Genomic DNA, 25,744 nt, shown 5'->3' with positions numbered 1-25,744 from the left:
GCTACGCGGCGAGGGCGGCGCGGCCGTGCGCGAAGACCTTCGCCGTCTCGGCCAGGCGGCGCCCGAGGTGCTCGGCGGTCGCCACGTCCGCCTTGTGGACGGCGTCCGGGCCCTCGTCGACGTTGGTCTGCGCGGCGGCACCCGCGAAGACGCCGAGGCGGTTGAGGTCGTGCTCGGAGCCCTCGCTGTTGTTCCAGCCCGGGTGCAGACCGAGGTTGATCCAGTGCATGCCGTGCTGCGCGGCGAGGATCTGGAAGAACTGCAGGGTGTGCAGCTTGTCGCCGCTCTTGGAGCCGGAGTTGGTGAAGCCGGCGGCCAGCTTGTCCTTCCAGTCCTGGCCGAACCAGCGCTTGGAGGTGGCCTCGGCGAAGACGTGGAAGGGTCCGGAGGCGGTGCCCATGTAGGTCGGGGAGCCGAAGACGATCGCGTCGGAGCGGTCGAGGACGGCCCACTCCTCGTCGGTGATCTCGGCGACGTTGATCAGATGCACCTCGGCCCCGGCCTCCTGCACACCGGCGCGGACGGCCTCGGCGAGGACGGCGGTGTGGCCGAAACCGGAGTGGTAGGCGATGGACACGATGGGACTGGTCACGATGGGTTCTCCTGGGATGCGCAGGTCACTGACGATGAGAAAAGGAAAGCACTAACTTCTAGTTAGTGCAACCTACCGGTTAGCGCTGCGTTCGAGTACGCTTGAATCATGGACATCACGCAGGAGCGCACGCCGGAGCGGGACCAGGACCTGCCTTTCGACGTGTTCGCCAAGGCCTGCCCGTCGCGGGGCACGCTGGAGCACATCACCGGCCGCTGGGGCGCCCTCACGCTCGGCGCGCTGCACGAGGGCTCGCTGCGCTTCAACGAGCTGCGCCGCCGGGTCGACGGCGTGAGCGAGAAGATGCTGTCCCAGACCCTGCACGCGCTGGAGCGCGACGGCCTGGTGCACCGCGAGGCCCAGCCGACCAACCCGCCCCGCGTGGACTACGAACTGACGCCGCTCGGCCAGGAGATGGCCACGCGGCTGCTCGGCCTCATCCACTTCCTGGAGGGCCGGATGGACGACGTGCTCGACGCACGCCGGCGCTACGACGAGACCCGCGGCGCCCTCTGACACTTCGGGCAGAAGTAGCTCGACCGGTTCATCCACGGCCGCCGGCGCATCGGCGTGCCGCACCGCTTGCAGGGCAGACCCTCACGGCCGTACGCGTCGAGCGAGCGGTCGAAGTAGCCGGACTCCCCGTTGACGTTGACGTACAGGCTGTCGAAGCTGGTGCCGCCGACCGCGAGGGCCGCGTTCATCACATCCCGTACGTGGCCCAGGAGTTCGGCCGTGCGCGGGCGCGTGAACCCGGCGGTCGGGCGCTCGTAGTGGATGCGGGCGCGCCAAAGCGCCTCGTCCGCATAGATGTTGCCGACGCCGCTGATCAACGACTGGTCAAGCAGGGCTCGTTTGATGGTGCTGCGCTTGCGGCGGAGGTTCTGGTGGAAGGCCTCGTCGTCGAAGAGCGGGTCCAGCGGGTCGCGGGCGATGTGCGCGATGACGTCGGGCAGACCGTCCTCGGTGTTGTCGTGCAACGACAGTCCGCCGAAGGTGCGTTGGTCGACGAAGCGCAGCTCGGTGCCGAGGCCGTCCGCGAACCTCACCCGGATCCTGAGGTGCTTCTCGTCGGGTGACTCGTGCGGCTGGACCAGGAGTTGGCCGCTCATGCCGAGGTGGGCAAGCACCGACTGGTTGGTGTCCTCCAGCGGCAGCCACAGATACTTGCCGCGCCTGCTGGGCACACCGATGCGATGGCCCTTGAGGCGGTGCGTGAAGTCGTCGGCACCGGCGATGTGCCGGCGTACGGCACGCGGGTGCAGCACCTCGGCCTCGGCGACAGCGCGGTGGGCGACCCACCGCTCCAGGCCTCGGCGTACGACCTCTACCTCGGGCAACTCGGGCATCGCATCCCCCGTGACAAGCCGGTGTATGAGCCGAGCGCCCGCCCCGGGGCGGGACGGGCGCTCGGTGTACTGCTCTGTTCGGTCAGGCGGAGGCGGACGCCTCGTCGGCATCCGCGTCGGCCTCGACGGCCTTCGCGGCGGCCTCCGCGGCAGCCTTGGCGCGCTCGTCCGCCGCGGCCCGGATGGACCGCCAGGCGGACTCGGCGGCCTGCTGCTCCGCCTCCTTCTTGCTGCGGCCGGTGCCGGTGCCGTACGAGACGCCTCCGACGCGGGCGGCAGCAGTGAAGGTCTTCTCGTGGTCGGGGCCGGTCTCCGAGACCTGGTACTCGGGGACACCGAGTCCTTCGGTCGCGGTGAGCTCCTGGAGACTGGTCTTCCAGTCCAGGCCGGCACCGAGGTTGGAGGACTTCTCGATCAGTGGGTCGAAGAGCCGGTGGACGAGTTCGCCCGCCGCGTCCAGACCCTGGTCGAGATAGACCGCGCCGATCACCGCTTCGAGGGTGTCGGCGAGGATGGATGCCTTGTCCCGGCCGCCCGTGCCCTCTTCACCGCGGCCGAGCCGGATGAAGGAGCCCAGGTCGAGCCCGCGGCCGACCTCCGCCAGCGCACGAGAGTTGACCACCGCGGCCCGCAACTTGGCCAGCTGGCCTTCGGGCAGGTCGGGGTGGGTGCGGTACAGCGTGTCCGTGACCACGAGGCCGAGGACGGAGTCCCCGAGGAACTCCAGGCGCTCGTTGGTCGGCAGACCGCCGTTCTCGTACGCGTAGGACCGGTGGGTCAGCGCACGCACCAGAAGGGCGGACTCGAGCTTGTACCCGAGCCGCCCTTCCAACAGCGTGTGGGACGAGGCCGTGTTCTCCGCAGAGTTCTTCTTCGGCGTGGACACAGTGCCTCTCACCAGCCGCTCAGACCTCGAGGACCTGGCGCTTGTTGTAGGTGCCGCAAGACGGGCACGCGATGTGCTGCAGCTTGGGCTCGTGGCAGCGCTCGCACGCAACCAGGGTGGGGACCGCAGCCTTCCACTGCGACCGGCGGTGGCGCGTGTTGCTGCGCGACATCTTCCGCTTCGGAACAGCCACGGCTACTTCTCCTGCTTCTCGTCGACGCCCGCTTCGGCGCCGCTCATCTCGTCCTTCTCGCCATCTTCGAGTGAACCGGCGAGTCCCTGCAGTGCCGCCCAACGGATGTCGACGGCGTCATGGTGGTGGTCCGGGTCGTCCGCCAGCCGGGCTCCGCACTCGGAGCACAGGCCGGGGCAGTCGTCCTGGCACACCGGCTGCATCGGCAGGGCAAGCACCACCGCGTCACGCAGCACTGGTTCGAGGTCGAACAGGCCGTCCTCGATGAAGAGCCTGTCCTCGTCTTCCTCGGCGTCGTCGGTCGGCTCCGCCTTGGGGCGGCCCCGATCGTCGGCGTCAGGGTACGAGAACATCTCCTGGAAGTCCGCTTCGAGCTCCAGCTCAAGCGGCTCCAGACACCTTACGCACTCCCCCTCGGCCTGTGCACGGGCGGTGCCTGTGACAAGCACCCCTTCCATGACCGACTCGAGCCGGAGTTCGAGCTCCACCGGAGCGCCTTCCGGCACTCCGACGACTCCCGCGATCCCCAGATCCTTGGGAGCGTCGATCTCACGGGTCAGGCGCTGCAGCGCACCGGGCCGCCGCCCCAGCTCGTGTGTGTCGAACACGAGAGGCTTGCGGTGGTCGAGGTGTGCGTTGGGAGCCATTCCTGCTTTCGATCTTCGAGCTCAGAGGGACGCCGCCCTTCGGTGTTCCCGGGCAGCGTTGATCGCGGACGTACGCGCGACCGAAGAGCCAGGATACTGGACCTTTCGCTCACGGCCCAATCCGGTGGTCCCGCGCTGGTTTCTTATTGGCCGCGGCCCTGCTCGTAGGCCCTCAGCTGCTCCGGCGTGATCATGCCGGTGTCGAAGAGGCTGGTCTCGTCGAGGGCGTACGACTGCTGGGCGTGCTGCGCCTGCTGCTGGGCCTGCTGCGCCTGTCCGGCGTCGTAGGCGGCCTGCTGGGCGTCGTAGCCCTGGTACGCGTACGGGTCGGCCTGCTGGTAGCCGTAGGGGTCCTGCTGCTGGGCGTAGGCCGGCTGCTGCGGGTAGCCGCCGCCGTAGGTGTCCTGCCGCTGGTAGCCGTAGGCGGGCTGCTGGTCGTACTGCTGCTGTTGCGGTACGACCGCCGCGGCCGGGGTGTCCTGTTCGGCCAGGGCCACGAGGTCGGCGAGGTAGTCGGCGTCGCTGGAGTGCTGGACGGTGCTGTCGTCGCCGGCGAGGGCGCCGAGGTCGTCGGTGGCGATCCGGCCGTGCAGCTTGGCGCGGCCCTTGCCGACGGCCTCCAGGGTCTTGGCGAGGACCGCCTCGAAGGCGCCGAGCTTGGTGTCGACGTAGGTGTCGGCGTCGCGGCGCAGGGTCTCGGGGTCGTGGCTGCGCTCGGGGGCGTCCTCGTCCTCGTAGCCCTGCTCGTCCAGGCCCGGGCCGGTGCCGAGGAGCTTCTCGCGGCCGCGGCCGACCGAGCCGAGGGTCTTGGTGAGGACGACCTCGAAGTTGGCCAGCTTGGAGTCGACGTAGTCGTCGGCCTCGGCGCGGACCTCCTCGGCCTCCCTGCGGGCCTCGCTGAGGATGCGGTCGGCCTCGGCCTGGGAGCGGCGGGCGACCTCGGTGTCGGAGATCAGGGAGCCGCGCTCGGCGTGCGCGCCGGAGATGATCCGCTCGGCCTCCTGGCGGGCCTGCTCGACCATCGACTCGCGGTCGCCGATCAGCTCCTGGGCCTGGGCGAGGGAGTCGGGCAGCGCGGCCCGGACCTCCTCCAGCATCGCGAGCAGTTCGGCGCGGTTGACCACGCACGAGGCCGACATGGGCATCGACCGGGCGCCGGAGACCGCGGCGACGATCTCGTCGAGCTTCTTCTGCACGTCCACCTGTGCTCGCCACTCTCTACAGCTGTGTTGGAGACGGACGGGACGACTGTAGCCCCATCAGTCCTTGCGCAGGCGCTCGTTGAGGGCCTCCAGGACGACCGGCGGCACCAGGTGGGCGATGTCGCCGCCCCAGGTGGCGACCTCCTTGACGAGCGAGGAGGACAGGAAGCTGTAGGTGGGGTTGGTGGGGACGAACAGGGTCTCCACGCCGGACAGCCCGTTGTTCATCTGGGCCATCTGGAGTTCGTAGTCGAAGTCGCTGACCGCGCGCAGGCCCTTGACGATCGCGGGGATGTCGCGCTGCTTGCAGTAGTCGACGAGGAGGCCGTGGAAGGACTCGACCTTCACGTTCCCGTACTCGGCGGTGACCTCGCGGATCAGCTCGATCCGCTCCTCGACCTCGAACAGGCCCTTCTTGGACTTGTTGATCATGACCGCGACATAGACCTCGTCGTACAGACGGGAGGCGCGGGAAATGATGTCGAGATGTCCGTTGGTGATGGGGTCGAACGACCCGGGACAGACGGCGCGGCGCACTTGAGATCCCTCGCTCTCCGGTCCGGTCATCGTGCGTCTTCGCACGTAGAGGCGGCGCGACCGTACCAAAACGTTCCCTCGCCGTAACGACGGGACCGGAGTGCTTCAAAACCCTCCGGCCACCCGAATTCACCGCCTCTGGTGCTGCGCTCCACGGTGACGAGCGCCTCCGCCGCGAGCCAGCCCCCCGAACGGAGTGTGAGGAGAATCTCCCGAAGATCGTGATCCGTGACTCGGTACGGCGGGTCCAGGAAGACGATGTCGTACGGCTCGGCCGGCGCCGGCTGCTGGATGATCTGCTCCGCCTTGCCCGCCCGGACCTCGGCGCCGGGGAGACCGAGGCTCTTGACGTTCTCGCGGATGGTGCGGGCGGCGCGGGCGTCGGCCTCGACGAGGAGGGTGTGGCTCGCGCCGCGGGAGAGGGCTTCGAGGCCGACGGCGCCTGAGCCGGCGTAGAGGTCGAGGACGCGCTCGCCGTCCAGAGGGCCGCCCAGGAGGGACTGCCAGGTGGAGAGGAGACCTTCGCGTGCGCGGTCGGAGGTGGGGCGGGTGCCGTTGCCTGGCGGCACGGCCAGTCGACGTCCGCCGGCTGCGCCGGCGATCACGCGGGTCATCTTCGGTCCTTGGTTGTGGGCGGCTTCAGGTTCAGTGTGGCTGGTCGCGCAGTTCCCCGCGCCCCTAGGGGGTCTTCCTCAGCCCTTTTCCAAGTACTGCTCTCTTTCCTCGTCCAGAAGGGCGTCGAGTGCTGTCCGCAGTCCAGGAAGCGCCGACAGGTCCGGATCCGCCTCCACCACCGCCACCGCCTCCTCCCGCGCCTCCGCGATGACCTCCTCGTCCTCGATGACGGCGAGGACCTTCAGGGAGGTGCGGGCGCCCGACTGGGCCTGGCCCAGGACGTCGCCCTCGCGGCGCTGCTCCAGGTCGATGCGGGAGAGCTCGAAGCCGTCCAGTGTCGACGCGACCGCGTTCAGCCGCTGGCGGGCGGCGCTGGCCTCCGGCATCTCCGTGACCAGGAGGCAGAGGCCCGCCGCGGAGCCTCGGCCCACCCGGCCGCGGAGCTGGTGGAGCTGGGAGACGCCGAACCGGTCGGCGTCCATGATCACCATCGCGGTGGCGTTGGGGACGTTGACACCGACCTCGATGACCGTGGTGGCGACCAGGACATGGGTCTCGCCGGCGGCGAAGCGGCGCATGACCGCGTCCTTGTCGTCGGGATGCATGCGGCCGTGCAGCACCTCGACCCGCAGGCCCTTCAGCGGGCCCTTGGTGAGCTGGTCGGCGACGTCCAGGACGGCCAGCGGCGGGCGCTTCTCGGCCTCGTCCTCGGCGGACTTGCGGGCCTTCTTCGCGTCAGCGGGTTCGTCGATGGCGTCCCCGATGCGGGGGCAGACGACGTACCCCTGATGGCCGTTCTCCACCTCCTCGCGCACGCGTTCCCAGGCGCGGGCCAGGAAGTGGGGCTTGTCGGCGGCCGGGACGACATGGCTGGCGATCGGGGAGCGGCCGGCCGGGAGCTGGTCGAGGACCGAGGTCTCCAGGTCGCCGAAGACCGTCATCGCGACCGTGCGCGGGATGGGCGTGGCCGTCATCACGAGGAGGTGCGGGGGCTGTTTGCCCTTGCCGCGCAGGGCGTCGCGCTGCTCGACGCCGAAGCGGTGCTGTTCGTCGACGACGACCAGGCCGAGGTCGTGGAACTGGACCTTGTCCTCGATCAGCGCGTGCGTGCCGATGACGATGCCGGCCTCGCCGGTGATGAGGTCGAGCAGGGCCTGTTTCCGGGCGGCCGCTCCCATGGAGCCGGTCAGCAGCACCACCTTGGTGGCGTGCTCGGCCCCGCCCAGCATCCCGCCCTCGGCGAGTTCGCCCATCATCTCGACGACCGAGCGGTGGTGCTGCTGGGCGAGGACCTCGGTGGGCGCGAGCATGGCGGCCTGACCGCCCGCGTCGACGGTGGCGAGCATGGCGCGCAGGGCCACCATGGTCTTCCCGCTGCCCACCTCTCCTTGCAGCAGCCGGTGCATCGGATGCTCCGTCGCCAGGTCGTCGAAGATCTCCTTCGAGACCTTCTGCTGGCCCTCCGTGAGGGTGAACGGGAGGCGGTCGTCGAAGGCCGACAGGAGGCCGTCCGGCTTGGGGCGGCGGGCCACCGCCGGGAGCTGGGCGTCGGCGTGGCGGCGGCGGGCGAGGGCGACCTGGAGGACGAAGGCCTCGTCCCACTTGAGGCGGGAGCGGGCGTCGTCGATGTCGGCCTTGGTGTGCGGGCGGTGGATCTTGAGGAGGGCCTCGGGGAGGGAGACCAGGCCGCGGCCTTCTCGCAGGGAGTCCGGGAGGGGGTCGACCGCCTCCTGGGCGCTGGGCAGGACCGTCTGGATGGCCTTGCCGATCTTCCAGGACTCCAGCTTGGCCGTGGCGGGGTAGATCGGGATGAGGGCGCCGGCCCAGGTCACGACGGCTTCTTCCGAGTCGCCGCGCAGCAACTCGTACGCCGGATGCGCCAGTTGGAGCCGGCGGTTGAAGACGGAGACCTTGCCCGCGAACAGCGCGCGGGTGCCCGGCAGGAGCTCCTTGTGGGGCTTGTGGACGCCGTTGCCGAAGAAGACCAGTTGGAGGCGGCCGTTGCCGTCCGTGATGGTCACTTCGAGGCGCTGGCCCTTGCCTCGCGGGGCCTTGGCGGAGGCGAAGGTGTGCAGGCGGGCGTCGGCGACCATCGCCACCACCGTGACGTGCTCGTCCATGGGGAGGTCGGCCAGGTGCGTGAGCTGGCCCCGCTCCTCGTATCTGCGCGGGTAGTGGTGCAGGAGGTCGCCGACGGTGTGCAGGCCGAGGTGCTCGGCCATCACCTTCGCGGTGGGTGGGCCGAGCACCTTTTTCAGTGGTTCCTCGAGTGCGGGCACGAGATCCATTGCACACCACGTCACTGACAATGCCGTATACGTCTTGCGAAACACCTGGTCAGGCGGGCTGTTCCGGCTTTAGGATGGCGCGCCTCCGGCCATCCCTTCCGCGGTCACCGCCCCACCGGGACCGCCCGACCCCGCGCCGTAGACCGTCCCCCGCCCACGGCGCCGTTGCGATGGACTCCCAGACCTCACCGTCATCCCAGGCTTCTCCGTCCCACACCTTCCAGGTCGACCTGCGTGGTCTGGTGGACCTGCTCTCCCATCACCTCTACTCCAGTCCGAAGGTCTATCTGCGCGAGCTGCTGCAGAACGCCGTGGACGCCGTCACCGCGCGCCGGGCCGAACAGCCGGGCGCCCCGGCGGAAGTGCGGCTGTACACGGCGGGCGGCACCCTGCGGGTCGAGGACTCCGGCGTGGGGCTCACCGAGACCGACGTGCACGAACTGCTGGCCACCATCGGCCGCAGCTCGAAGCGGGCCGAGGGCATCCAGGAGGCGCGGTCCGAGTTCCTCGGGCAGTTCGGCATCGGGCTGCTCGCCTGTTTCGTGGTGGCCGAGCGGATCCGGGTGGTCAGCCGCAGCGCCCGTACGCCGGACGCGGCGCCGGTGGAGTGGACGGCCAGTGATGACGGTTCGTACACCGTGCGGACGCTGGCGCCCGAGGCCCGGCCCGAGCCCGGCACCACCGTGCACCTGACGGCCCGGGCGGGGGCCGGGGAGTGGCTGGCGCCCGAGCGGGTGCTGGCGCTGGCGCGGGACTTCGGCGCGCTGCTGCCGTACGACGTGCGGGTGGACGGCGAGGCAGTCACCGAGCTGCCGGCGCCCTGGGACCGGTCGTACCCCTCCCCCACCGGCCGGAGGGCGGCCCTGGCGCGGCACTGCCATGACCTGTTCGGGTTCACCCCGCTGGACTCGATCGAGCTGAACGTGCCGCTGGCGGGTGTCCGCGGGGTGGCGTACGTCCTGCCCTCGGCCGTCAGTCCGGCGCAGCGGGCCACGCATCGCGTCCACCTGAAGGGGATGCTGCTGACCGAGCGGGCCGAACAGCTGCTGCCGGACTGGGCGTTCTTCGTGCGGTGCGTGCTCGACACGGACAGTCTGCGGCCCACCGCGTCGCGGGAGGCGCTGTACGAGGACGAGACGCTGGCCGCCGTACGGGAGGCGCTGGGGGAAAGAATTCGGTCCTGGCTGACGGGGCTCGCCGCGGGCGATCCGGAACGGCTGGCGGCGTTCTTGTCGGTGCACCACCTGGGCGTGAAGTCGCTGGCGCGGCACGACCCGGAGATGCTGCGCACGATGCTGCCGTGGCTGCCCTTCGAGACGACCGACGGGCAGCTGTCCCTGGAGGAGTTCGCGCGCCGGCACCGGGTCGTGCACTTCACGCGGACCGTCGAGGAGTTCCGGCAGGTCGCGCCGATCGCGTCCGCGCAGGGCATCGGGGTGGTCAACGGCGGTTACACGTACGACAGCGACCTGGTCCAGGCGCTGCCGTCGGTGCGGCCGGGGACGGTGGTGGCGGAGCTGGACGCGGACACCGTGACCGCGCATCTGGACGCCGTCGACCCGGCGGAGGAGCTGGCGCTGGCCGACTTCCTGGCCGCCGCGCGGGCCACGCTCGACCCGCTGGGCTGTGACGTCGTCCTGCGCGCCTTCCACCCGCTCACCGTGCCCGCCCTGCACCTGGACGACCGCGCCGCCCGCCATGAGCAGGCCCGCGCCGACGCCGAGGCGCAGGCGGACGACCTGTGGGCGGGCATCCTCGGCTCGCTGCGCGGCACCGCGCCCCGCGCGCGTCTGGTGCTCAACCACCTCAACCCGCTGATCCGGCGGATCAGTTCGCTGCGCGAGCCGGAACTGATCGGCACCGCCACGGAGTCCCTGTACGGGCAGGCGCTGCTGATGGCGCAGCGGCCGCTCAGGCCCGCGGACTCGGCGTTGCTGAACCGGGCCTTCATCGGACTGCTGGAGTGGGCGACGAACGGCGAGGAGGGGCACTGATGGGGGAGATCGCGGACTTCGACGCACTGCGCCGGGCGATGGCGGAGAACGGCGAGCAGCCGGAGGGCCCCGCCCGCAACGCGCGCGCGGAGCAGCTGCTGGCCGAGGCCGAGAGGCTGAACATCCCGCTCGCGGTGATCGAGGCGCTCGGACACCAGCTGAAGGTCTACAACTACAGCTCCGAGAAGGACAAGATGTTCGTCCCCTTCGCGCGTCTGCTGCGCATGTGGGACGAGCGGCCCGAGGACTTCGACGAGTACGAGACCCATTCACTGCACTGGGTCTTCAAATGGATGTCGTCCGGGATGCTCGACCAGCCGCACATCCCGCTCGCCTCCATAGAGAAGTGGCTCGGCGAGATGGAGCACCGCTACCGGCTCGCCGGGCACTCCGAACGGGCGGTGCGCAGCGTCGAGTTCACCGTGGCCGCGCATGTCGGGGACACCGCGCGCGCGGAGCGTGCGTTCACGGCGTGGCTGGCCGCCGACCGGGACGCCATGGCCGACTGCCACGCGTGCGAGCTGGACGCGCAGGGCTGGTGGCGGGCGGAGCAGGGCCGGGACGCGGAGGCGCTGCGGCTGTGGGCGCCGGTCCTGGAGGGCGAGTTCACCTGCGCGCACGAGCCGCACACGGTCCTCGCCTCCTCCCTGGTCCCGCTGCTGAGGCTGGGCCGCCTGGACGAGGCGCGGGCCAACCATCTGCGGGGCTTCCGGCTGGTGCGGGCCATGGAGAGCATGCGCTCCGCGTACGCCGACCATGTGGAGTTCTGCGCGCTGACCGGCAACGAGGCCCGCGGTCTGGAGCTGCTCGCGGAGCGCCCGGCGTACTTCACGGACACCGGGCATCCGCGCGGCAAGCTGGAGTTCCTGAGCGTGGTCACGCTGCTCATGGACCGGCTGACCGGCCTCGGCCTGGGCGACCGCCAGGTGCCGGGACCGGCCGGCCGGACGTGGACGGCCCGCGAACTCGCGGCACACGCGCGTGCGGAGGCCCTGGACCTGGCCGGCCAGTTCGACCGGCGCAACGGCACGACGTACGTCAGCGACCGGGCACGCGCGCGGATGGCGCAGGAACCGCTGGTCGAACGGCTGCCGTTGGGCGTGCGCGCCGCCCGCCAGGCCACCGCGCCGGCCGCTGCGCCTCCGCCCGCCACACCGGAAAACGACCTCACCGCCCTGATCGCCGAGGCGCGCCGCCTCTCCGACGGCCTCCAGCCGAACGCCGTGGAGGCGTGGGCGGCGGTCGCGCGGGCCGCGGAGGGCGTCGAGCTCGACCCACGCGACCAGGCGGAGGTCGTCGACCACCGGGCGATGGACCTGGGCCCCGCGGGCCTCGACCTGTTCGAGCAGGCCGCGGAGCTCTACGCGGCGGCGGGCGATCCAGGAGAGGCGCTGGCGGCACGCACGCGTGGGGCGTTCATGCGGGCCCTCGCCGGTGACGTGGAGGGCGCGCTGGCCGCGGTCGCGGGGCCGTACGACGAGGCCCTCGCCCTGTACGCCGAGGACGGCACCGGCGTACGGCAGACGGCGTCGGTGCTGATGGGGCGGGCGCGGATCCTGCTGCGGCGGGTGCAGGCGGCCGAGGAGGAGGGCGCCGTGCCGGCGTCGGTGCTGGCCGAGGCGGAGGCCGCCGTCCGGGAGGTGCTCGCGCTCGTCGACGGGCGGGCCGGCGAGGACGTCCGGCTCGGCGCGCGGGACGCCGAGGCGCGGGCCATGCTCGCGGAGCTGGCGGCGTACGCCGGGGACCTGCCGAGGGCCGCCGGGCTGTTCGCGCGGGCCGCGGAGGGGTTCGTGGCGGCGGGGCTGCCGTGGTTCGCGGTGGAGTACCAGGCCAGGCTGGCCGGGCTCGCGCACCATCTCGGCGACATCGGGCAGGCCGAGTGGGCGCTGCGGGCGGCCCTGACGCACGGCGAGCCGTATCTGGAGGCCACCGGACGGGCCCAGCTGCACCTCCAGCTCGCCGAGGTGCTCGGCGGCACCGGACAGCCGGAGGAGGCCGCCGAGCAGGCCCTGGAGGCGGCGCACTGGGCCGACGAGGCGGGTGCAGGACCCACGCTCGGCGCCTGGGCGCGGCATCTGCTCGGCGGGTTCCTGCTGCGGCAGGGCCGGTGGGCCGAGGCGGCGGCGGTGCTGGAGTCGGCGCTGCCCGACCTGAGCGTCGACACCCACGGCGACGCCGCGGTCGTCCAGGCGCAGTGGTGGCTCGGCGACTGTCTGAGCGAGCTCGGCGAGCACCGGGAGGCCGCCGAGCACCGCCTCCGGGCCGCCGAGCTGGCCCGGCAGTGGCCCGAACAGCAGGACCACGCGACGCTGGCCCACCTCGCCGGCGAGTCCCTCGGCGAGGCCGGGCTGCCCGACGAGGCCGACCGGGCGTACACACGCGCGGGCGAGCTGTGGCGCGAGGTCGGTGACGTGCACGGCCTGGTCCGCTCGCTGCGCGCCCGCGCGTGGCTGGCGCTGCGCGCGGAGGGCGGGCAGGACGAGGCCCGGGAGCTGATGGCGGAGGCGGTGCGGGAGTGCGGGGAGGCGCTGGGCGCGGACTCCGTGGCCGACGAGGCCCGCCAGCGGCTCGTCGCCGAACTCGGGCACACCCATCGGCAGTACGGCGACCTGCTCGCCCGTTCGGCCGCCGAGGACGCCGAGGACGAGACGATCCAGGCCGCCCTGGAGGACGCTCTCGCCCAGATGACCGAGGCCATCGTGGTGTTCGCGTCGCTCGGCGACGACGCCCTGCACAGCCGCACCGGCGCCGAGCTCGCCGCGGGCTGGCTGGAGGCCGACCTCAGCCGCCCCGACCGCGCGGCGGCACGCGCGCGTGCGGTGCTGGCGGCGTACGAGGACTACGAGCCGTACGAGGCCCGTGGGGCGTACGACGAGGGCGAGGACGACGAGACGGCGCAGGCGCGCTGCGCGGAGGCCCAGCAGATGCTCCAGGTGCTGGACGACTGACAGGTGCTGGACGACCAGGGCGTCCCCGAACAACCCCCGACACCCGCCGGCGACCCGCTACTCGACCCCGATGAGGAGCAGCGCCCCCTGTCGCCCGCCCCGGTACACCACCGTGTCGACGGCGAGGTACGCCTCACGCACGCGTGCTTCGAGGTGGTCGGCGATGGAGTCGGGGGCGTCGTCGCCGAGGACGAGGGTCACGAGTTCGCCGCCCGCCGACAGCATGCGGTCCAGGACGGTCTCGGCGGCGGAGGTGATGTCGGAGCCGATCACGGCCACGTCGCCGTCGATGAGGCCGAGGACGTCGCCCGCCTCACAGATGCCGGCCAGGGTCCAGGACTGGCGTTCGGCGACGGCGATCTCGGCGTAGCGGGTGGCGCCGGCGGCCGAGGTCATCGAGACGACGTCCTCGTCGAAGCGGCGGCCGGGTTCGTGCACGGCGAGCGCGGCGATGCCCTGGACCGCGGAGCGGGTCGGGATCAGGGCGACCCGGATGCCCTCGGTGCGGGCCTGCTCGGCCGCGGCGGCCGCGGTGTGGCGCAGGTCGGCGTCGTTGGGCAGCAGCACGACCTCGCGCGCGTGGGCCCGTCGTACGGCCTCGACGATCTCTCCGCTCGCGGGCGGCTCCCCGGGGCGCGCGAGCACGGTGGTGGCGCCCGCCTCCGTGTAGAGCCCGGCCAGCCCCTCGCCGGGCACGACGGCGACGACCGCCCGCTGCACCCGCTCCCGGGGCGGCCGCTCGCCCCCGCGCGTGTGGACGTCATCGAGCGCGAAGTGCGTGATCCGGATCCGGTACGGCCGCCCGGCCTCGACGCCCGCCTCCACGGCCGCGCCCGCGTCGTCGACATGCACATGGACGTTCCACAGCCCGTCGCCCCCGACGACGACGAGCGAGTCCCCCAGGGCGTCGAGGCGGGTCCGCAGCCGGTCCACGGCCGCGTCCTCGGCCTCCAGGAGGTAGATCACCTCGAACGCGGGTCCGCCGGCTTCCGCAGGCACGTCCGCGCACTCGTCCACGGCGACCATGGCCGCCGTGTCGGAAACGGCGTCCACGCGCGTGTGCCCGGCGGAAGCAGCCGCCACCATCCTGGGCGCCTCCCCGGTGAACGTCTCCACCAGCGCCCCGAGCACCGCCACCAGCCCCCGGCCACCCGCGTCGACCACCCCGGCCCGCTCCAGGACCGCCAGCTGCCCCGGGGTCGCCACGAGCGCCGCCCGAGCCCCTTCGTAGGCGGCCCGCGCGACCGCCCCGCAGTCGCCCTCGCTCCCCTCGGCGGCGTCGGCCGCGGCCGAGGCGACGGACAGGACCGTGCCTTCCACCGGGTGGGCCACGGCCTCGCGCGCGGAGTCGGCCGCGCGCCGCAGGGCGAGGCGGAGACCGGTCCCGTCGGTGTGAGACGCCTCACTGTCGTCGGCGAGGACCTGGGCCATGCCACGCAACAGCTGGGCGAGGATCGTCCCGGAGTTCCCGCGGGCCCCTATGAGGGCGCCGTGCGCCATCGCGCGGACCGCGTCGGCCAGCGAGGGCCGGCCGTTCTCGTCGTAGGCGGTGAAGACGGCCTCCACGGCCGCCGCCGCGGACTCCGCCGTCAGATACAGGTTGGTGCCGGTGTCGCCGTCGGCCACCGGGTAGACATTGATCGCGTCGATCTCCTCGCGCGCCCGCCCGAGCGCCTGCAGCGCGAGACCGCACCAGGTGCGCACCGCGAGAGCATCGAAGAATGTCTGCGGCACCTGCGCCACCTGCGCCTCCTTGGACTGCTGGACGTGGACGCAGCGTAGACCCCGGGGAGGTGTTCACCGGAAGAGGGCCGGGAGCAGGGCCCTGAGCAGCCATGGTAGTTTCGTTCTACTGGCGCAGTCGTTGTATGCTGCTCCGGTTGCCCGATCCGATCGGGCCATTCCCCTGGCAGCGCCACTCAGATCTCTGATCCTACGATCTCGATCCCGGCTTGCCGGGATCCAACCGTAAGTGCATCTGAAGTCTTTGGAGTGACCCGTGGCTGCCAACTGCGACGTCTGCGGCAAGGGGCCGGGCTTCGGCAACAACATCTCGCACTCGCACCGCCGTACGTCCCGTCGCTGGAACCCGAACATCCAGCGCGTCCGTACTGTGGTCGGCGGGACGCCGAAGCGCGTGAACGCTTGCACCTCGTGCATCAAGGCCGGCAAGGTCTCGCGCTGACGCACAGCTAAGCGCGCGGCCACTGCTGGTTCGCTGCACTGAGCCGGTCCACCGAGAGGTGGGCCGGCTTTTTGCCGTGCCCGCGCGCTATCGGAAGCGCCACCCATGGTCGACGGGGCCGATCCCGCCCCCCAGCGCGAACCCGCCCTTGATCGCCCCGGTGACGTACTCCTTGGCCGCCGCGACCGCCTCCGGCACGGACCGCCCCTTCGCCAGCTCCGACGCGATCGCCGAAGCCAGCGTGCAGCCCGTCCCGTGCGTGTGCCGGTTGTCGTGGCGCGGTGCCCGCAGCCAGTGCTCCTCGGCCCCGTCGGTCAGCAGATCGACGGCGTCCCCGGTCAGGTGACCGCCCTTGATGAGCACCCACTTCGGACCGTACGCCAGCACGGCCTCGGCGGCCCGCCGCAGGTCCCCCTCGGACTCGACCCGCACCCCGGTCAGCTGGGCCACCTCGTCGAGGTTCGGGGTCGCCACGGTCGCTGCCGGGAGCAGTCGGGTGCGCACCGACTCCAGCGCGGAGGCGGCCAGCAGCGAGTCGCCGTGCTTCGACACCCCGACCGGGTCGACGACCGCCGGGGCGTCCGTCCCGGCGAGCAACTCGGCCACCGCCTCGACGAGTTCGGCCGAGGCCAGCATGCCGGTCTTCACGGCCTGTACGCCGATGTCGTCGACGACACTGCGGTACTGGGCCCGCACGACGTCCACGGGCAGCGGCCAAGCCCCTTGCACACCCAGGGAGTTCTGCGCGGTGACGGCGGTGACGACGCTCATGCCGTGCACGCCGAGCGCGAGCATCGTCTTCAAGTCGGCCTGGATTCCGGCCCCTCCGCCGGAGTCGGAGCCCGCGACCGTCAGCACGCGGGGCGGCTTCACGACTCGATGTCCCCGAAGTGGTCCCAGCCGCCCTTGCTCGTCCACGGCGCCCCGTCGACCGTCACCTGGGGCAGCGCCGAGGGGTTGAGGACCTCGCCGATGACCTTCCAGCGGGCGGGCAGCTTCACGTCCGGCGGGAAGGTGGCCACGATCGCGTGGTCCTCTCCCCCGGTCAGCACCCACTGCATGGGGTCGACGCCGACGGCCTGACCGATGTCGTTCATCTGGGACGGGATGTCGATCGCGCCGGAACGGATGTCGATGCGGACCTTGCTGGCCTCGGCGATGTGGCCGAGGTCGGCGATCAGCCCGTCGCTGACGTCGCACATGGCGGTCGCGCCGAGGCCCGCCGCCGCCGGTCCCGCGTGATACGGCGGCTCGGGGCGCCGGTGCGCCTCCACGAAGGCCCGCGGCGAGCGGAAACCGCGCGACAGCACCGCGTACCCGGCCGCGGACCAGCCCAGCCAGCCCGTCACGGCCACGAGGTCGCCGGGCTGCGCGCCGGCCCGCGTGACGGGCTCCTGGTTGCGCAGATCGCCGAGCGCGGTGATCGACACCATGATCGAGTCGCCCCGTACGACATCTCCGCCGACCACCGAGGCGCCCGCGACCTGGCACTCGTCGCGCAGGCCGTCCATGAGCTCGCTCGGCCAGGTCACCGGGAGTTCTGCCGGGACGACCAGGCCGAGCAGCAGGGCCGTCGGCACGGCGCCCATGGCGGCGATGTCCGCGAGGTTCTGTGCGGCGGCCTTGCGGCCCACGTCGTAGGCCGTGGACCAGTCCCGGCGGAAGTGCCGCCCCTCCAGGAGGATGTCGGTGCTGGCCACGACCCGGCGGTCGGGAGCGGCCACCACCGCGGCGTCGTCGCCGGGGCCGACCCGGACCGCCGGGGTCGTGGTGAGACGGGAGGTGAGCTCCCTGATGAGCCCGAACTCCCCGAGCTCACCAACAGTGCCCTTCATTGCCCTTTCGCCCCTTCTGTGCCTTGCCGTGCCCGGTCGCGCGTGACCAGTGTCCTCGATACGGTCGAAGTGACCGTCAACTTCTGCCATGTCTGCACCCCGGCGCGGGCGTCCGCGCCCCCACAGGTCTCCCCGCGGCGAGCGGCGACGCGATACCGTGGCGTTCCTTTTCCCCACATGATCCTCGTGGCCGCCCTGGAGGTTCCGTGGTACAGGCGTACATCCTGATCCAGACGGAGGTCGGCAAAGCGTCGACCGTCGCCGAGACGATCAGCAAGATTCCTGGGGTGATCCAGGCCGAGGACGTGACAGGACCTTATGACGTGATCGTGCGGGCCCAAGCGGACACCGTCGACGACCTCGGCCGGATGGTGGTCGCGAAGGTCCAGCAAGTGGACGGCATCACGCGCACCCTGACCTGCCCGGTCGTCCATCTGTAGCCCCCGTCTACCCTTGGCCGGTGAACTCTCTCCGTCACCGGCTCATCGGCCTGCCCGCGCTCACCCTGTTGATCACCGCCGCGGGCTGCTCATCTGCAGACGACAGCGCGTCGGCGGCGGTTCCCTCGCCGGGCACGAAGGTCGCGAAGCTCTGCGAGGATCTGGACCGGGAGCTGCCGTCGAAGGTCGACGGCCAGGACCGCCGTGACCCCGAGCCCGCTTCCGAGCTGACGGCGGGCTGGGGCGACCCGGCGATCATACTGCGGTGCGGTGTCACCAAGCCCGCGAAGATGACCGATCCGGAGGCCGACGGGGCCGAGGTCAACGGGGTCGGGTGGCTGCTGGAGAAGCAGGGCGACGGGGCGTTCCGGTTCACCACGACGCTGCGCACGGCGTACGTCGAGGTGACGATCCCGAAGAACCGCACCGCCGACGGCGCCGCGGCCCTCGTGGACCTGGCCGCCCCCATCAAGAAGGCGATCCCCGAAGGGATCGCCGACTAGAGGAGCGCGAGCCGGGAGCTCAGCGCAGGCCCGTCGACCTGCGCAGGGCCGCCTGGATCAGCCGGTCCACCAGCTCCGGGTAGCCGATCCCGGTCGCCTGCCACATCTGCGGGTACATCGAGATCGGCGTGAAGCCCGGCATCGTGTTGATCTCGTTGATCACGAACTCGCCGTCCTCGGTGAGGAAGAAGTCCGCTCGGACCAGCCCCTCGCAGGAGGCCGCGTCGAAGGCGTCCACCGCGAGCCGCTGCACCTCGGCGGTCTCCTCCGGCGTCAGCGGCGCCGGTACGAGGCCCGGGGTGGAGTCGATGTACTTGGCCTCGAAGTCGTAGTACGCGTGCGCGTCCGGCGGCGGGATCTCCGCGGGCACCGAGGCACGCGGGCCGTCCTCGAACTCCAGGACGCCGCACTCGATCTCCCGGCCGCGCAGCGCCGCCTCGACGAGGATCTTCGGGTCGTGCCGCTGGGCCTCGGCGATCGCCTCGTCGAGCCCGGACAGGTCGTCGACCTTGGTGATGCCGATCGAGGAACCCGCGCGCGCGGGCTTCACGAACAGCGGCCAGCCGTGCTCGCCGGCGAAGTCGACGATCTTCTTGCGGGCGGCCGGCTCGTCCTGCTCCCACTCACGGGGCCGGATCACCACGTACGGACCGACGTTGAGCCCGAAGGAGGTGAACACCCGCTTCATGTACTCCTTGTCCTGGCCGACGGCCGAGGCGAGCACGCCCGAGCCGACGTACGGGACACCGGAGAGCTCCAGCAGACCCTGAAGGGTGCCGTCCTCGCCGTAGGGGCCGTGCAGGACGGGGAAGACGACGTCGACCTCACCGAGCGCCTTGGGCACCGATCCCGGTTCGCTGTACACGACTTCGCGGTTCGCGGGGTCGACGGGGAGCACCACGCCGCCCTCGTGCGACTCGGCCAGCTCGTCGACGTTGGGCGTACGGCGGTCGGAGATCGCCATGCGGTCCGGTTCGTCGGCGGTGAGCGCCCAACGGCCGTCCTGGGTGATGCCGATCGGCAGGACGTCGTACTTGGTCCGGTCGATGGCCTTCAGTACGGCGCCGGCGGTGACCACGGAGATCCCGTGTTCGGAGCTGCGCCCGCCGAACACGACGGCCACGCGCGGCTTGCGAGACGGCTGCTCAGGGCTCTGGGGGAGGTTCTCGGTGCTCATATCGCGTTGAGAGTACCCGTTGGTAGAGCCCCGATACAGCGTGGCCGGAGTGGCGTCGTGTCAGCGTCGCTCAGCGTCGTTCGGGCTTCGCGCTGCGCGACATCAGCTCCTTGACGGCGACCACCGGAGGCTTGCCCTCGTGCACGATGGCGACGACCGTCTCGGTGATCGGCATGTCGACGCCGTGCCTGCGGGCCAGATCCAGCACGGACTCACAGGACTTGACGCCCTCGGCGGTCTGCTTGGTGACCGCGATGGTCTCCTGGAGGGTCATGCCCTTGCCGAGGTTGGTGCCGAAGGTGTGGTTGCGCGAGAGCGGCGAGGAGCAGGTCGCCACCAGGTCGCCGAGACCGGCGAGCCCGGCGAAGGTGAGCGGGTCGGCGCCGAGCGCGACACCGAGCCGCGCGGTCTCCGCGAGGCCGCGCGTGATGAGCGAGCCCTTGGCGTTGTCGCCGAGCCCCATGCCGTCCGCGATGCCGACGGCGAGCCCGATGACGTTCTTCACCGCGCCGCCGAGCTCACAACCGACCACGTCCGTCTCGGTGTACGGCCTGAAGTAGGGCGTGTGGCAAGCGGACTGGAGTTTCTGCGCGACCGCCTCGTCGGTGCACGCGACCACCGCGGCGGCCGGCATCCGGGCGGCGATCTCGCGCGCCAGGTTGGGTCCGGTGACCACGGCGACGCGGTCCTGCCCCACCTTCGCGACGTCCTCGATCACCTCGCTCATCCGCATGGCGGAGCCGAGCTCGACGCCCTTCATCAGCGACACGAGGACGGTGTCCGGCGCGAGCACCGGCACCCACTCGGCGAGGTTGCCGCGCAACGTCTGCGAGGGGACGGCGAGAACGGTGAAGTCGGCATCGCGCGCGGCCTCGGCGGCGTCCGTCGTCGCCCGCAGGTTCACCGGGAGTTCGACGCCGGGAAGGTAGTCCGGGTTCGTACGCGTGGAGTTGACCGCTTCCGCGAGTTCGGCGCGGCGGCCCCACAGGGTGACCTCGCAGCCCGCGTCGGCGAGGACCATGCCGAAGGCGGTGCCCCACGATCCGGTACCGAAGACAGCCGCCTTGACGGTCGTGCTCACTTGGCGCTCTCCTCCTCGCGGCCGGCCTCGGCCTGACTCCGCCGGCGCTGCTCGATCCGCTCCTTGCGCGGGTCGTAGGGCGTGGCGGGCGCCTTCTCGCCGCGGATCTCCTCCAGCTGGCGGGTGACGGCGGCCATGATGACCTCGGTGGCGTCCTTCAGGAGGTCCGGGGTCATCTCCTTGTCGTAGAACGGCGTCAGGTCCACCGGCGGCCCCGCGAGGACCCGCGAGGTCTTGCGCGGAAGGAGGTTGAGCTTTTTGGCGTACGGGGGCAGCAGTTCGTTGGCGCCCCACTGCGCGACCGGGATCACCGGGCACTTGGTCTGCAGGGCCACCCGCGCGGCACCGGTCTTGCCGGTCATCGGCCACTGCGCGGGGTCCCGGGTGATGGTGCCCTCGGGATAGAACGCGACGCACTCACCGCGCTCCACGGCGTCGATCGCGGCGCGGAAGGCGCTCAGCGCGTCCGTGGTCTCGCGGTAGACGGGGATCTGTCCGGTGCCGCGCATGAAGGCACCGACGAATCCCTTCTTGAAAAGTCCGCTCTTCGCGAGGAATCGCGGAACGCGGCCGGTGTTGTACTGAAAGTGTGCGTACGCGAAGGGATCGATGTGCGAATTGTGGTTCACCGCGGTGATAAATCCGCCATCAGCCGGAATGTTCTCCATTCCACGCCAGTCCCGCTTGATCAGAACCACCAGCGGCGGTTTGGCGATCACCGCTGCCAAGCGGTACCAGAAGCCGATTCTGCGGCGGGGCACGCGGACACCTTCCTCTAGGGGCCTTCAGGGCCGGACAAGTGTCGCCCCAGGCCGCCGGTCTGTCGAGAACACCGTACGCCTCGCCGCGACGACCGCCAGATGGCCCAGGTGACGGCTGAGTGACAATGGCCGCGACAAGAGAGGGACGGAACGCTCGTGCAGTGGACCTTGGTCATACCCCTGAAGCCCCTGGAGCGCGCCAAGAGCAGGCTCTCGGACACCGCCGGGGACGGGCTGCGCCCGGGCCTCGCCCTCGCCTTCGCCCAGGACACGGTGGCAGCGGCGCTGGCCTCCCCGGCGGTCGGGGATGTGGCAGTAGTCACGGACGACCCGCTGGCCGGCCGCGAGCTGTCCGCTCTGGGCGCCCGAATCGTCCCCGACGAGCCCCGGGGCGGCCTGAACGCGGCGCTGGCGTACGGGGCGGGTGTCGTACGGGCCGCACAGCCCCGAAGTGCCGTAGCGGCCCTCAACGCCGATCTGCCGGCCCTGCGCCCCGTGGAATTGGCCCGGGTCCTGGACGCGGCGGCGGAATTCCCGCGCGCATTCCTCCCGGACGCGGCGGCAATAGGCACGACGCTCCTGGCGGTCCGCGAGGGCCAGGAATTGCGCCCGGCTTTCGGAACGGATTCCCGGGCCCGCCATCGCGCGTCGGGGGCGGTGGAGCTGACTCTCCCGGGCGTCGACTCGGTACGCCAGGACGTGGACACCGGCGAGGACCTGCGGGCGGCCCTGGCACTGGGAGTGGGGCCGCGGACGGCGGCCGTCTCGGCGGGCCTGCTGATTCCGGGTCTCTGAGGACTAGGCTGACGTCCATGCAGGCCACCGCTTACACGTACGACGCCGCATCCCGAACCGGCAGCGTGCTACTCGACGACGGCACCCCCGTCCCCTTCGACGCCCCGGCGTTCGACGCCGGCGGCCTGCGGCTGCTCCGCCCCGGCCAACGGGTCCGCATCGAACTGGACGGCGACAAGGTCACCCTCGTAACCCTCCAGACGTTCTGAACGCGCCGCGGGCCGGACTCCCACCACGGAGTCCGGCCCGGCGCGTGAGTACCGCTCGCCTTACCTCTTGCGGGCGGTGGCCTTCTTGGCGGTGGTCTTGCGGGCCGTCGACTTCGCGGCAGGGGCCTTCTTGGCGGTCGCCTTCTTCGCCGGGGCCTTCTTGGCCGTCGCCTTCTTGGCGGTGGTCTTCTTCGCGGCGGTGGTCTTGGCGGCGCCCGTGGTCTTCTTGGCCGTCGTCTTCTTCGCCGTGGTCTTCTTGGCGGCCGCCGTGGTCTTCTTGGCGGTCGTCTTCTTCGCCGTGGTCTTCTTCGCGGCGGCGGTCTTCGTGGTGGCCTTCTTCGCGGCCGCCTTCTTGACCGTGGCGGAAGCCCCACCGGTCAGGCTGCCCTTGGGGGCCTTCTTGACCGCGACGTCGTTCTTCGGGAGCTTCTTCGTGCCGCTCACCAGGTCCTTGAAGCCCTGGCCCGCACGGAAGCGGGGAACGGAGGTCTTCTTGACCCGAACCCGCTCGCCCGTCTGGGGGTTGCGGGCGTACCGGGCCGGGCGGTCGACCTTCTCGAACGAACCGAAGCCGGTGACCGAGACCCGGTCCCCCGCCACGGTCGCGCGGACGATGGCGTCCAGGACCGCGTCGACCGCGTCGGCGGCCTGCTGACGGCCACCGACCTTGTCGGCAATCGCTTCTACGAGCTGCGCCTTGTTCACGTCTTCCCCTTCGGAGACATCGCCCGAACGAAACTGTTCAGGCTTTTTCGCACGTTAGGCAGATATATACCGCAAATCAAACACGAAACGGGCTTATCACCCTTGTGCCGCAACGGGTTCGGCTGTCTCGGACTTGTTCAGCGTTCCTCTTCGGGGAATCGACCCGCGTCGAGGTCCGCCGTGAAGGCCTCCAGACGCCTTGCCGCATCGGCGAGATCGTGCTTGGCCGCGGCCGTAATGACCAGCAGCTTCCGGGTCAGCGCCATCCGTACGCCCTCCGGGACTTGCAGTGCGCGCACCCTTGTGTGCGCTTCCTTGAGTTGGTCCGCGACCGCCGCATAGAGCTCGAGTTGGCCGTCGTGTTCCATGCACAGATTGTGCCATCTGGGGCGAGTTGTCGCCCGCTCAGGGTGCAACTGCCGCCTCAAACGGCCTTCCGGGCGCGTGCCGAAGCCGCGGCCACAACAGTCGCGTACCCCTGCAACACCCCTTCTAACGTGGGAAGTTGAGAAGCGTTTCGGGCGGGCGCAGGGCCGTTCGGGTGCAGACACGGCTGTACCCCCGATCGGGCTGATCGGGGGTACAGCGGGGGGTGTTCGGTGGCCGAAACTCGACCTGTTCGGTTGTGCCGCGCGAGGGGCGCGGTTCGCGCCGCGAGAAGGGCGCGGTCAGACCTCGAGCGTCCGCGGCTTGAACGAGGGCCGCTTGGCCTCGTACGCGGCGATGTCGGGCTCGTTCTGGAGGGTGATGGAGATGTCGTCCAGCCCGTTCAGCAGCCGCCAGCGGGAGTTCTCGTCCAGCTCGAAGCTCGCCGTGATGCCCTCGGCGCGCACCTCGCGGGCCTCCAGGTCGACGGTGATCTCGGCCTCGGGGTCGTTCTCGCTCAGCTCCTGGAGCGACTCCACGATCTTCTGGTCCAGAACGACCGTGAGCAGGCCGTTCTTGAGCGAGTTGCCGCGGAAGATGTCGGCGAAGCGGGAGGAGATGACGGCCTTGAAGCCGTAGTTCTGCAGCGCCCACACGGCGTGCTCACGGGAGGAGCCCGTGCCGAAGTCGGGGCCGGCGACCAGGACGGTCGCGCCCTTGCGCTCGGGCTGGTTGAGGATGAACGTCTCGTCCTTGCGCCAGGCCTCGAACAGACCGTCCTCGAACCCGTCCCGGGTGACCTTCTTGAGCCAGTGAGCAGGGATGATCTGGTCGGTGTCGACGTTGCTGCGGCGCAGCGGGACGGCCCGGCCGGTGTGCGTGGTGAATGCTTCCATGACTGATCAGACTCCAGCGGCGACAGGGGCGTCGGACAGGTCGGCGGGCGAGGCCAGGTGGCCCAGCACGGCGGTCGCGGCGGCGACCTGCGGCGAGACCAGGTGCGTACGGCCGCCCTTGCCCTGCCGTCCCTCGAAGTTGCGGTTGGAGGTGGACGCGGAGCGCTCACCCGGGGCCAGCTGGTCGGGGTTCATGCCCAGACACATCGAGCAGCCCGCGTGCCGCCATTCGGCGCCGGCGTCCTTGAAGACGACGTCCAGGCCCTCGGAGACGGCCTGCAGACCGACCCGCGCGGAGCCGGGAACGACCAGCATCCGTACGCCGTCGGCGACTTTGCGGCCCTTGAGGAGCTCGGCGGCGGCGCGCAGGTCCTCGATGCGGCCGTTGGTGCAGGAACCTACGAAGACGGTGTCCACCTTGATGGAGCGCAGCGGCTGTCCGGCCTCCAACCCCATGTATTCCAGGGCCTTTTCGGCGGCGAGGCGCTCCGAAGCGTCTTCGTACGAAGCAGGATCGGGGACGTGAGCCGAAAGGGGCGCGCCCTGACCGGGGTTGGTGCCCCAGGTGACGAACGGCGACAGTTCGGCGGCCTCGATGACGACCTCGGCGTCGAACTCGGCGTCCTCGTCCGTCTTCAGGGTCTTCCAGTACGCGACGGCCGCGTCCCAGTCCTCGCCCTTGGGGGCGTGCGGGCGGCCCTCCAGGTAGTCGAACGTGGTCTGGTCGGGGGCGATCATGCCCGCGCGGGCACCGGCCTCGATCGACATGTTGCAGATGGTCATGCGGGCTTCCATCGACAGCTTCTCGATGGCGGAGCCGCGGTACTCCAGGACGTAGCCCTGGCCGCCGCCGGTGCCGATGCGGGCGATGATCGCGAGGATCAGGTCCTTGGCGGTGACGCCGTCGGGCAGTTCGCCGTTGACCGTGATGGCCATGGTCTTCGGGCGGACCAGCGGCAGCGTCTGGGTGGCCAGCACGTGCTCGACCTGGGAGGTGCCGATGCCGAACGCCAGACCGCCGAAGGCGCCGTGCGTGGAGGTGTGGGAGTCGCCGCAGACGACCGTCATGCCGGGCTGGGTCAGACCCAGCTGCGGGCCGACGACGTGCACGACGCCCTGCTCGACGTCGCCCAGCGGGTGCAGGCGCACACCGAACTCGGCGGCGTTCTTGCGCAGCGTCTCCAGCTGGACCCGGGAGACCGGGTCGGCGATGGGCTTGTCGATGTCGAGGGTCGGGGTGTTGTGGTCCTCGGTCGCGATGGTGAGGTCGAGGCGGCGCACCTGGCGACCGCTCTTGCGGAGGCCGTCGAAGGCCTGCGGGCTGGTCACCTCGTGCAGCAGATGCAGATCGATGAAGAGGAGGTCGGGCTCGCCCTCGGCGCGCCGGACGACGTGGTCGTCCCAGACCTTCTCCGCGAGTGTCCTACCCATCGCTTTCCCTCCGGCCGGCAAGAGGTGCGCCGGCCCAACTAGAGATCTTCCGGAAGCGGCGCCCGCACCCCTGGATTCCCGGGCAGCCGCCGCCAGGCCCGTTTGGTCC

General features: G+C 71.1%; 27 protein-coding genes. 8 read left to right on the top strand and 19 right to left on the bottom strand.

What is annotated here, in order from left to right:
* Position 1 precedes the first annotated feature (1 nt).
* Positions 2 to 592, bottom strand: coding sequence for a flavodoxin family protein (locus CRP56_RS30605; protein WP_097269416.1), 591 nt, complete (start codon positions 590 to 592; stop codon positions 2 to 4).
* A 108-nt stretch (positions 593 to 700) separates the two neighbouring features.
* On the opposite strand from CRP56_RS30605, the gene CRP56_RS30600 reads away from it, so the two are divergent.
* Positions 701 to 1,108, top strand: coding sequence for a winged helix-turn-helix transcriptional regulator (locus tag CRP56_RS30600; protein WP_097269414.1), 408 nt, complete (start codon positions 701 to 703; stop codon positions 1,106 to 1,108).
* On the opposite strand, the gene mutM is transcribed toward CRP56_RS30600, so the two are convergent.
* The 8 genes from mutM to recG form a co-directional block, all read right to left on the bottom strand.
* The gene (gene mutM, locus CRP56_RS30595) at positions 1,081 to 1,941 is read right to left on the bottom strand and encodes a bifunctional DNA-formamidopyrimidine glycosylase/DNA-(apurinic or apyrimidinic site) lyase (RefSeq protein WP_059198054.1); all 861 of its coding nucleotides are present in this window, start codon (positions 1,939 to 1,941) and stop codon (positions 1,081 to 1,083) included. The genes CRP56_RS30600 and mutM overlap by 28 nt on opposite strands.
* 82 nt (positions 1,942 to 2,023) lie before the next feature.
* Positions 2,024 to 2,839 (bottom strand): ribonuclease III, encoded by an 816-nt coding sequence (gene rnc / locus CRP56_RS30590; protein ID WP_373559695.1) that lies wholly within the window; start codon positions 2,837 to 2,839, stop codon positions 2,024 to 2,026.
* A 7-nt stretch (positions 2,840 to 2,846) separates the two neighbouring features.
* The gene (gene rpmF / locus CRP56_RS30585) at positions 2,847 to 3,020 is read right to left on the bottom strand and encodes a 50S ribosomal protein L32 (protein WP_007493396.1); all 174 of its coding nucleotides are present in this window, start codon (positions 3,018 to 3,020) and stop codon (positions 2,847 to 2,849) included.
* A gap of 2 nt (positions 3,021 to 3,022) precedes the next feature.
* Positions 3,023 to 3,667 carry a YceD family protein gene (locus CRP56_RS30580; RefSeq protein WP_097269411.1) on the bottom strand — a complete coding sequence of 215 codons (645 nt, stop codon included), beginning with the start codon at positions 3,665 to 3,667 and terminating at the stop codon, positions 3,023 to 3,025.
* A gap of 143 nt (positions 3,668 to 3,810) precedes the next feature.
* Positions 3,811 to 4,869, bottom strand: coding sequence for a DivIVA domain-containing protein (locus tag CRP56_RS30575; RefSeq protein WP_097269409.1), 1,059 nt, complete (start codon positions 4,867 to 4,869; stop codon positions 3,811 to 3,813).
* A gap of 57 nt (positions 4,870 to 4,926) precedes the next feature.
* Positions 4,927 to 5,406: a pantetheine-phosphate adenylyltransferase gene (gene coaD / locus CRP56_RS30570; RefSeq protein WP_179851341.1), complete on the bottom strand. Its 480-nt coding sequence runs from the start codon at positions 5,404 to 5,406 to the stop codon at positions 4,927 to 4,929.
* A 26-nt stretch (positions 5,407 to 5,432) separates the two neighbouring features.
* Positions 5,433 to 6,020, bottom strand: a complete 588-nt coding sequence (gene rsmD / locus CRP56_RS30565) for a 16S rRNA (guanine(966)-N(2))-methyltransferase RsmD (RefSeq protein ID WP_097269405.1) — start codon at positions 6,018 to 6,020, stop codon at positions 5,433 to 5,435.
* Between the two features lie 78 nt (positions 6,021 to 6,098).
* Complete coding sequence (gene recG / locus CRP56_RS30560) at positions 6,099 to 8,309, bottom strand: ATP-dependent DNA helicase RecG (RefSeq protein WP_097269404.1); 2,211 nt, start codon at positions 8,307 to 8,309, stop codon at positions 6,099 to 6,101.
* A 170-nt stretch (positions 8,310 to 8,479) separates the two neighbouring features.
* Between recG and CRP56_RS30555 the strand changes: the two genes are divergently transcribed.
* Positions 8,480 to 10,303 carry an HSP90 family protein gene (locus tag CRP56_RS30555; RefSeq protein WP_097269402.1) on the top strand — a complete coding sequence of 608 codons (1,824 nt, stop codon included), beginning with the start codon at positions 8,480 to 8,482 and terminating at the stop codon, positions 10,301 to 10,303.
* Entirely contained in the window at positions 10,303 to 13,251 is a 2,949-nt protein-coding gene (locus tag CRP56_RS30550) for a hypothetical protein (protein ID WP_097269400.1), read from the top strand. The genes CRP56_RS30555 and CRP56_RS30550 overlap by 1 nt, the downstream gene beginning before the upstream one ends.
* Positions 13,252 to 13,308: 57 nt before the next feature.
* Here CRP56_RS30550 and CRP56_RS30545 read toward each other — a convergent pair whose 3' ends face one another.
* Complete coding sequence (locus tag CRP56_RS30545) at positions 13,309 to 14,994, bottom strand: DAK2 domain-containing protein (protein WP_097269398.1); 1,686 nt, start codon at positions 14,992 to 14,994, stop codon at positions 13,309 to 13,311.
* Between the two features lie 256 nt (positions 14,995 to 15,250).
* On the opposite strand from CRP56_RS30545, the gene rpmB reads away from it, so the two are divergent.
* On the top strand, positions 15,251 to 15,436 hold the full coding sequence (rpmB, locus tag CRP56_RS30540) for a 50S ribosomal protein L28 (RefSeq protein WP_003993230.1): 186 nt from the start codon (positions 15,251 to 15,253) through the stop codon (positions 15,434 to 15,436).
* Between the two features lie 87 nt (positions 15,437 to 15,523).
* Here the strand turns inward: rpmB and thiD are convergent, their stop codons facing one another.
* Positions 15,524 to 16,309: a bifunctional hydroxymethylpyrimidine kinase/phosphomethylpyrimidine kinase gene (thiD, locus tag CRP56_RS30535; RefSeq protein ID WP_257041243.1), complete on the bottom strand. Its 786-nt coding sequence runs from the start codon at positions 16,307 to 16,309 to the stop codon at positions 15,524 to 15,526.
* The gene (locus tag CRP56_RS30530; protein ID WP_059198065.1) at positions 16,306 to 17,271 is read right to left on the bottom strand and encodes a thiamine-phosphate kinase; all 966 of its coding nucleotides are present in this window, start codon (positions 17,269 to 17,271) and stop codon (positions 16,306 to 16,308) included. The genes thiD and CRP56_RS30530 overlap by 4 nt, the downstream gene beginning before the upstream one ends.
* 206 nt (positions 17,272 to 17,477) lie before the next feature.
* On the opposite strand from CRP56_RS30530, the gene CRP56_RS30525 reads away from it, so the two are divergent.
* Both CRP56_RS30525 and CRP56_RS30520 read left to right on the top strand, forming a co-directional pair.
* Positions 17,478 to 17,711: an Lrp/AsnC family transcriptional regulator gene (locus CRP56_RS30525; RefSeq protein ID WP_003997603.1), complete on the top strand. Its 234-nt coding sequence runs from the start codon at positions 17,478 to 17,480 to the stop codon at positions 17,709 to 17,711.
* 20 nt (positions 17,712 to 17,731) lie between these two features.
* Positions 17,732 to 18,214, top strand: a complete 483-nt coding sequence (locus tag CRP56_RS30520) for a DUF3515 domain-containing protein (RefSeq protein ID WP_097269396.1) — start codon at positions 17,732 to 17,734, stop codon at positions 18,212 to 18,214.
* Positions 18,215 to 18,233: 19 nt separating this feature from the next.
* Here the strand turns inward: CRP56_RS30520 and CRP56_RS30515 are convergent, their stop codons facing one another.
* The 3 genes from CRP56_RS30515 to CRP56_RS30505 all read right to left on the bottom strand — a co-directional run bounded on the left by CRP56_RS30515 (position 18,234) and on the right by CRP56_RS30505 (position 21,233).
* Entirely contained in the window at positions 18,234 to 19,391 is a 1,158-nt protein-coding gene (locus tag CRP56_RS30515) for a D-alanine--D-alanine ligase family protein (protein ID WP_097269394.1), read from the bottom strand.
* A 70-nt stretch (positions 19,392 to 19,461) separates the two neighbouring features.
* Positions 19,462 to 20,472, bottom strand: a complete 1,011-nt coding sequence (locus CRP56_RS30510) for an NAD(P)H-dependent glycerol-3-phosphate dehydrogenase (protein WP_079310411.1) — start codon at positions 20,470 to 20,472, stop codon at positions 19,462 to 19,464.
* Complete coding sequence (locus tag CRP56_RS30505) at positions 20,469 to 21,233, bottom strand: lysophospholipid acyltransferase family protein (RefSeq protein ID WP_097269392.1); 765 nt, start codon at positions 21,231 to 21,233, stop codon at positions 20,469 to 20,471. The genes CRP56_RS30510 and CRP56_RS30505 overlap by 4 nt, the downstream gene beginning before the upstream one ends.
* Before the next feature lie 156 nt (positions 21,234 to 21,389).
* Here CRP56_RS30505 and cofC point away from each other — a divergent pair, with 156 nt between their 5' ends.
* Together cofC and CRP56_RS48550 are read left to right on the top strand one after the other, a co-directional pair.
* Positions 21,390 to 22,028, top strand: coding sequence for a 2-phospho-L-lactate guanylyltransferase (gene cofC, locus CRP56_RS30500; RefSeq protein ID WP_257041240.1), 639 nt, complete (start codon positions 21,390 to 21,392; stop codon positions 22,026 to 22,028).
* 17 nt (positions 22,029 to 22,045) lie between these two features.
* On the top strand, positions 22,046 to 22,237 hold the full coding sequence (locus tag CRP56_RS48550) for a hypothetical protein (protein ID WP_257041239.1): 192 nt from the start codon (positions 22,046 to 22,048) through the stop codon (positions 22,235 to 22,237).
* A 60-nt stretch (positions 22,238 to 22,297) separates the two neighbouring features.
* Here the strand turns inward: CRP56_RS48550 and CRP56_RS30495 are convergent, their stop codons facing one another.
* The 4 genes from CRP56_RS30495 to leuC all read right to left on the bottom strand — a co-directional run bounded on the left by CRP56_RS30495 (position 22,298) and on the right by leuC (position 25,635).
* Complete coding sequence (locus CRP56_RS30495) at positions 22,298 to 22,942, bottom strand: HU family DNA-binding protein (RefSeq protein ID WP_097269390.1); 645 nt, start codon at positions 22,940 to 22,942, stop codon at positions 22,298 to 22,300.
* A gap of 137 nt (positions 22,943 to 23,079) precedes the next feature.
* Positions 23,080 to 23,310, bottom strand: a complete 231-nt coding sequence (locus CRP56_RS30490; RefSeq protein WP_079310414.1) for a hypothetical protein — start codon at positions 23,308 to 23,310, stop codon at positions 23,080 to 23,082.
* A 300-nt stretch (positions 23,311 to 23,610) separates the two neighbouring features.
* On the bottom strand, positions 23,611 to 24,204 hold the full coding sequence (leuD, locus tag CRP56_RS30485) for a 3-isopropylmalate dehydratase small subunit (RefSeq protein ID WP_097269388.1): 594 nt from the start codon (positions 24,202 to 24,204) through the stop codon (positions 23,611 to 23,613).
* Positions 24,205 to 24,210: 6 nt separating this feature from the next.
* Positions 24,211 to 25,635 carry a 3-isopropylmalate dehydratase large subunit gene (gene leuC, locus CRP56_RS30480; protein WP_097269386.1) on the bottom strand — a complete coding sequence of 475 codons (1,425 nt, stop codon included), beginning with the start codon at positions 25,633 to 25,635 and terminating at the stop codon, positions 24,211 to 24,213.
* Positions 25,636 to 25,744: the final 109 nt, after the last annotated feature.

This window comes from Streptomyces sp. TLI_55, from assembly GCF_900206255.1.
GTDB lineage: Bacteria > Actinomycetota > Actinomycetes > Streptomycetales > Streptomycetaceae > Streptomyces > Streptomyces aquilus.
This window is presented reverse-complemented; position numbering and strand designations above follow the sequence as displayed.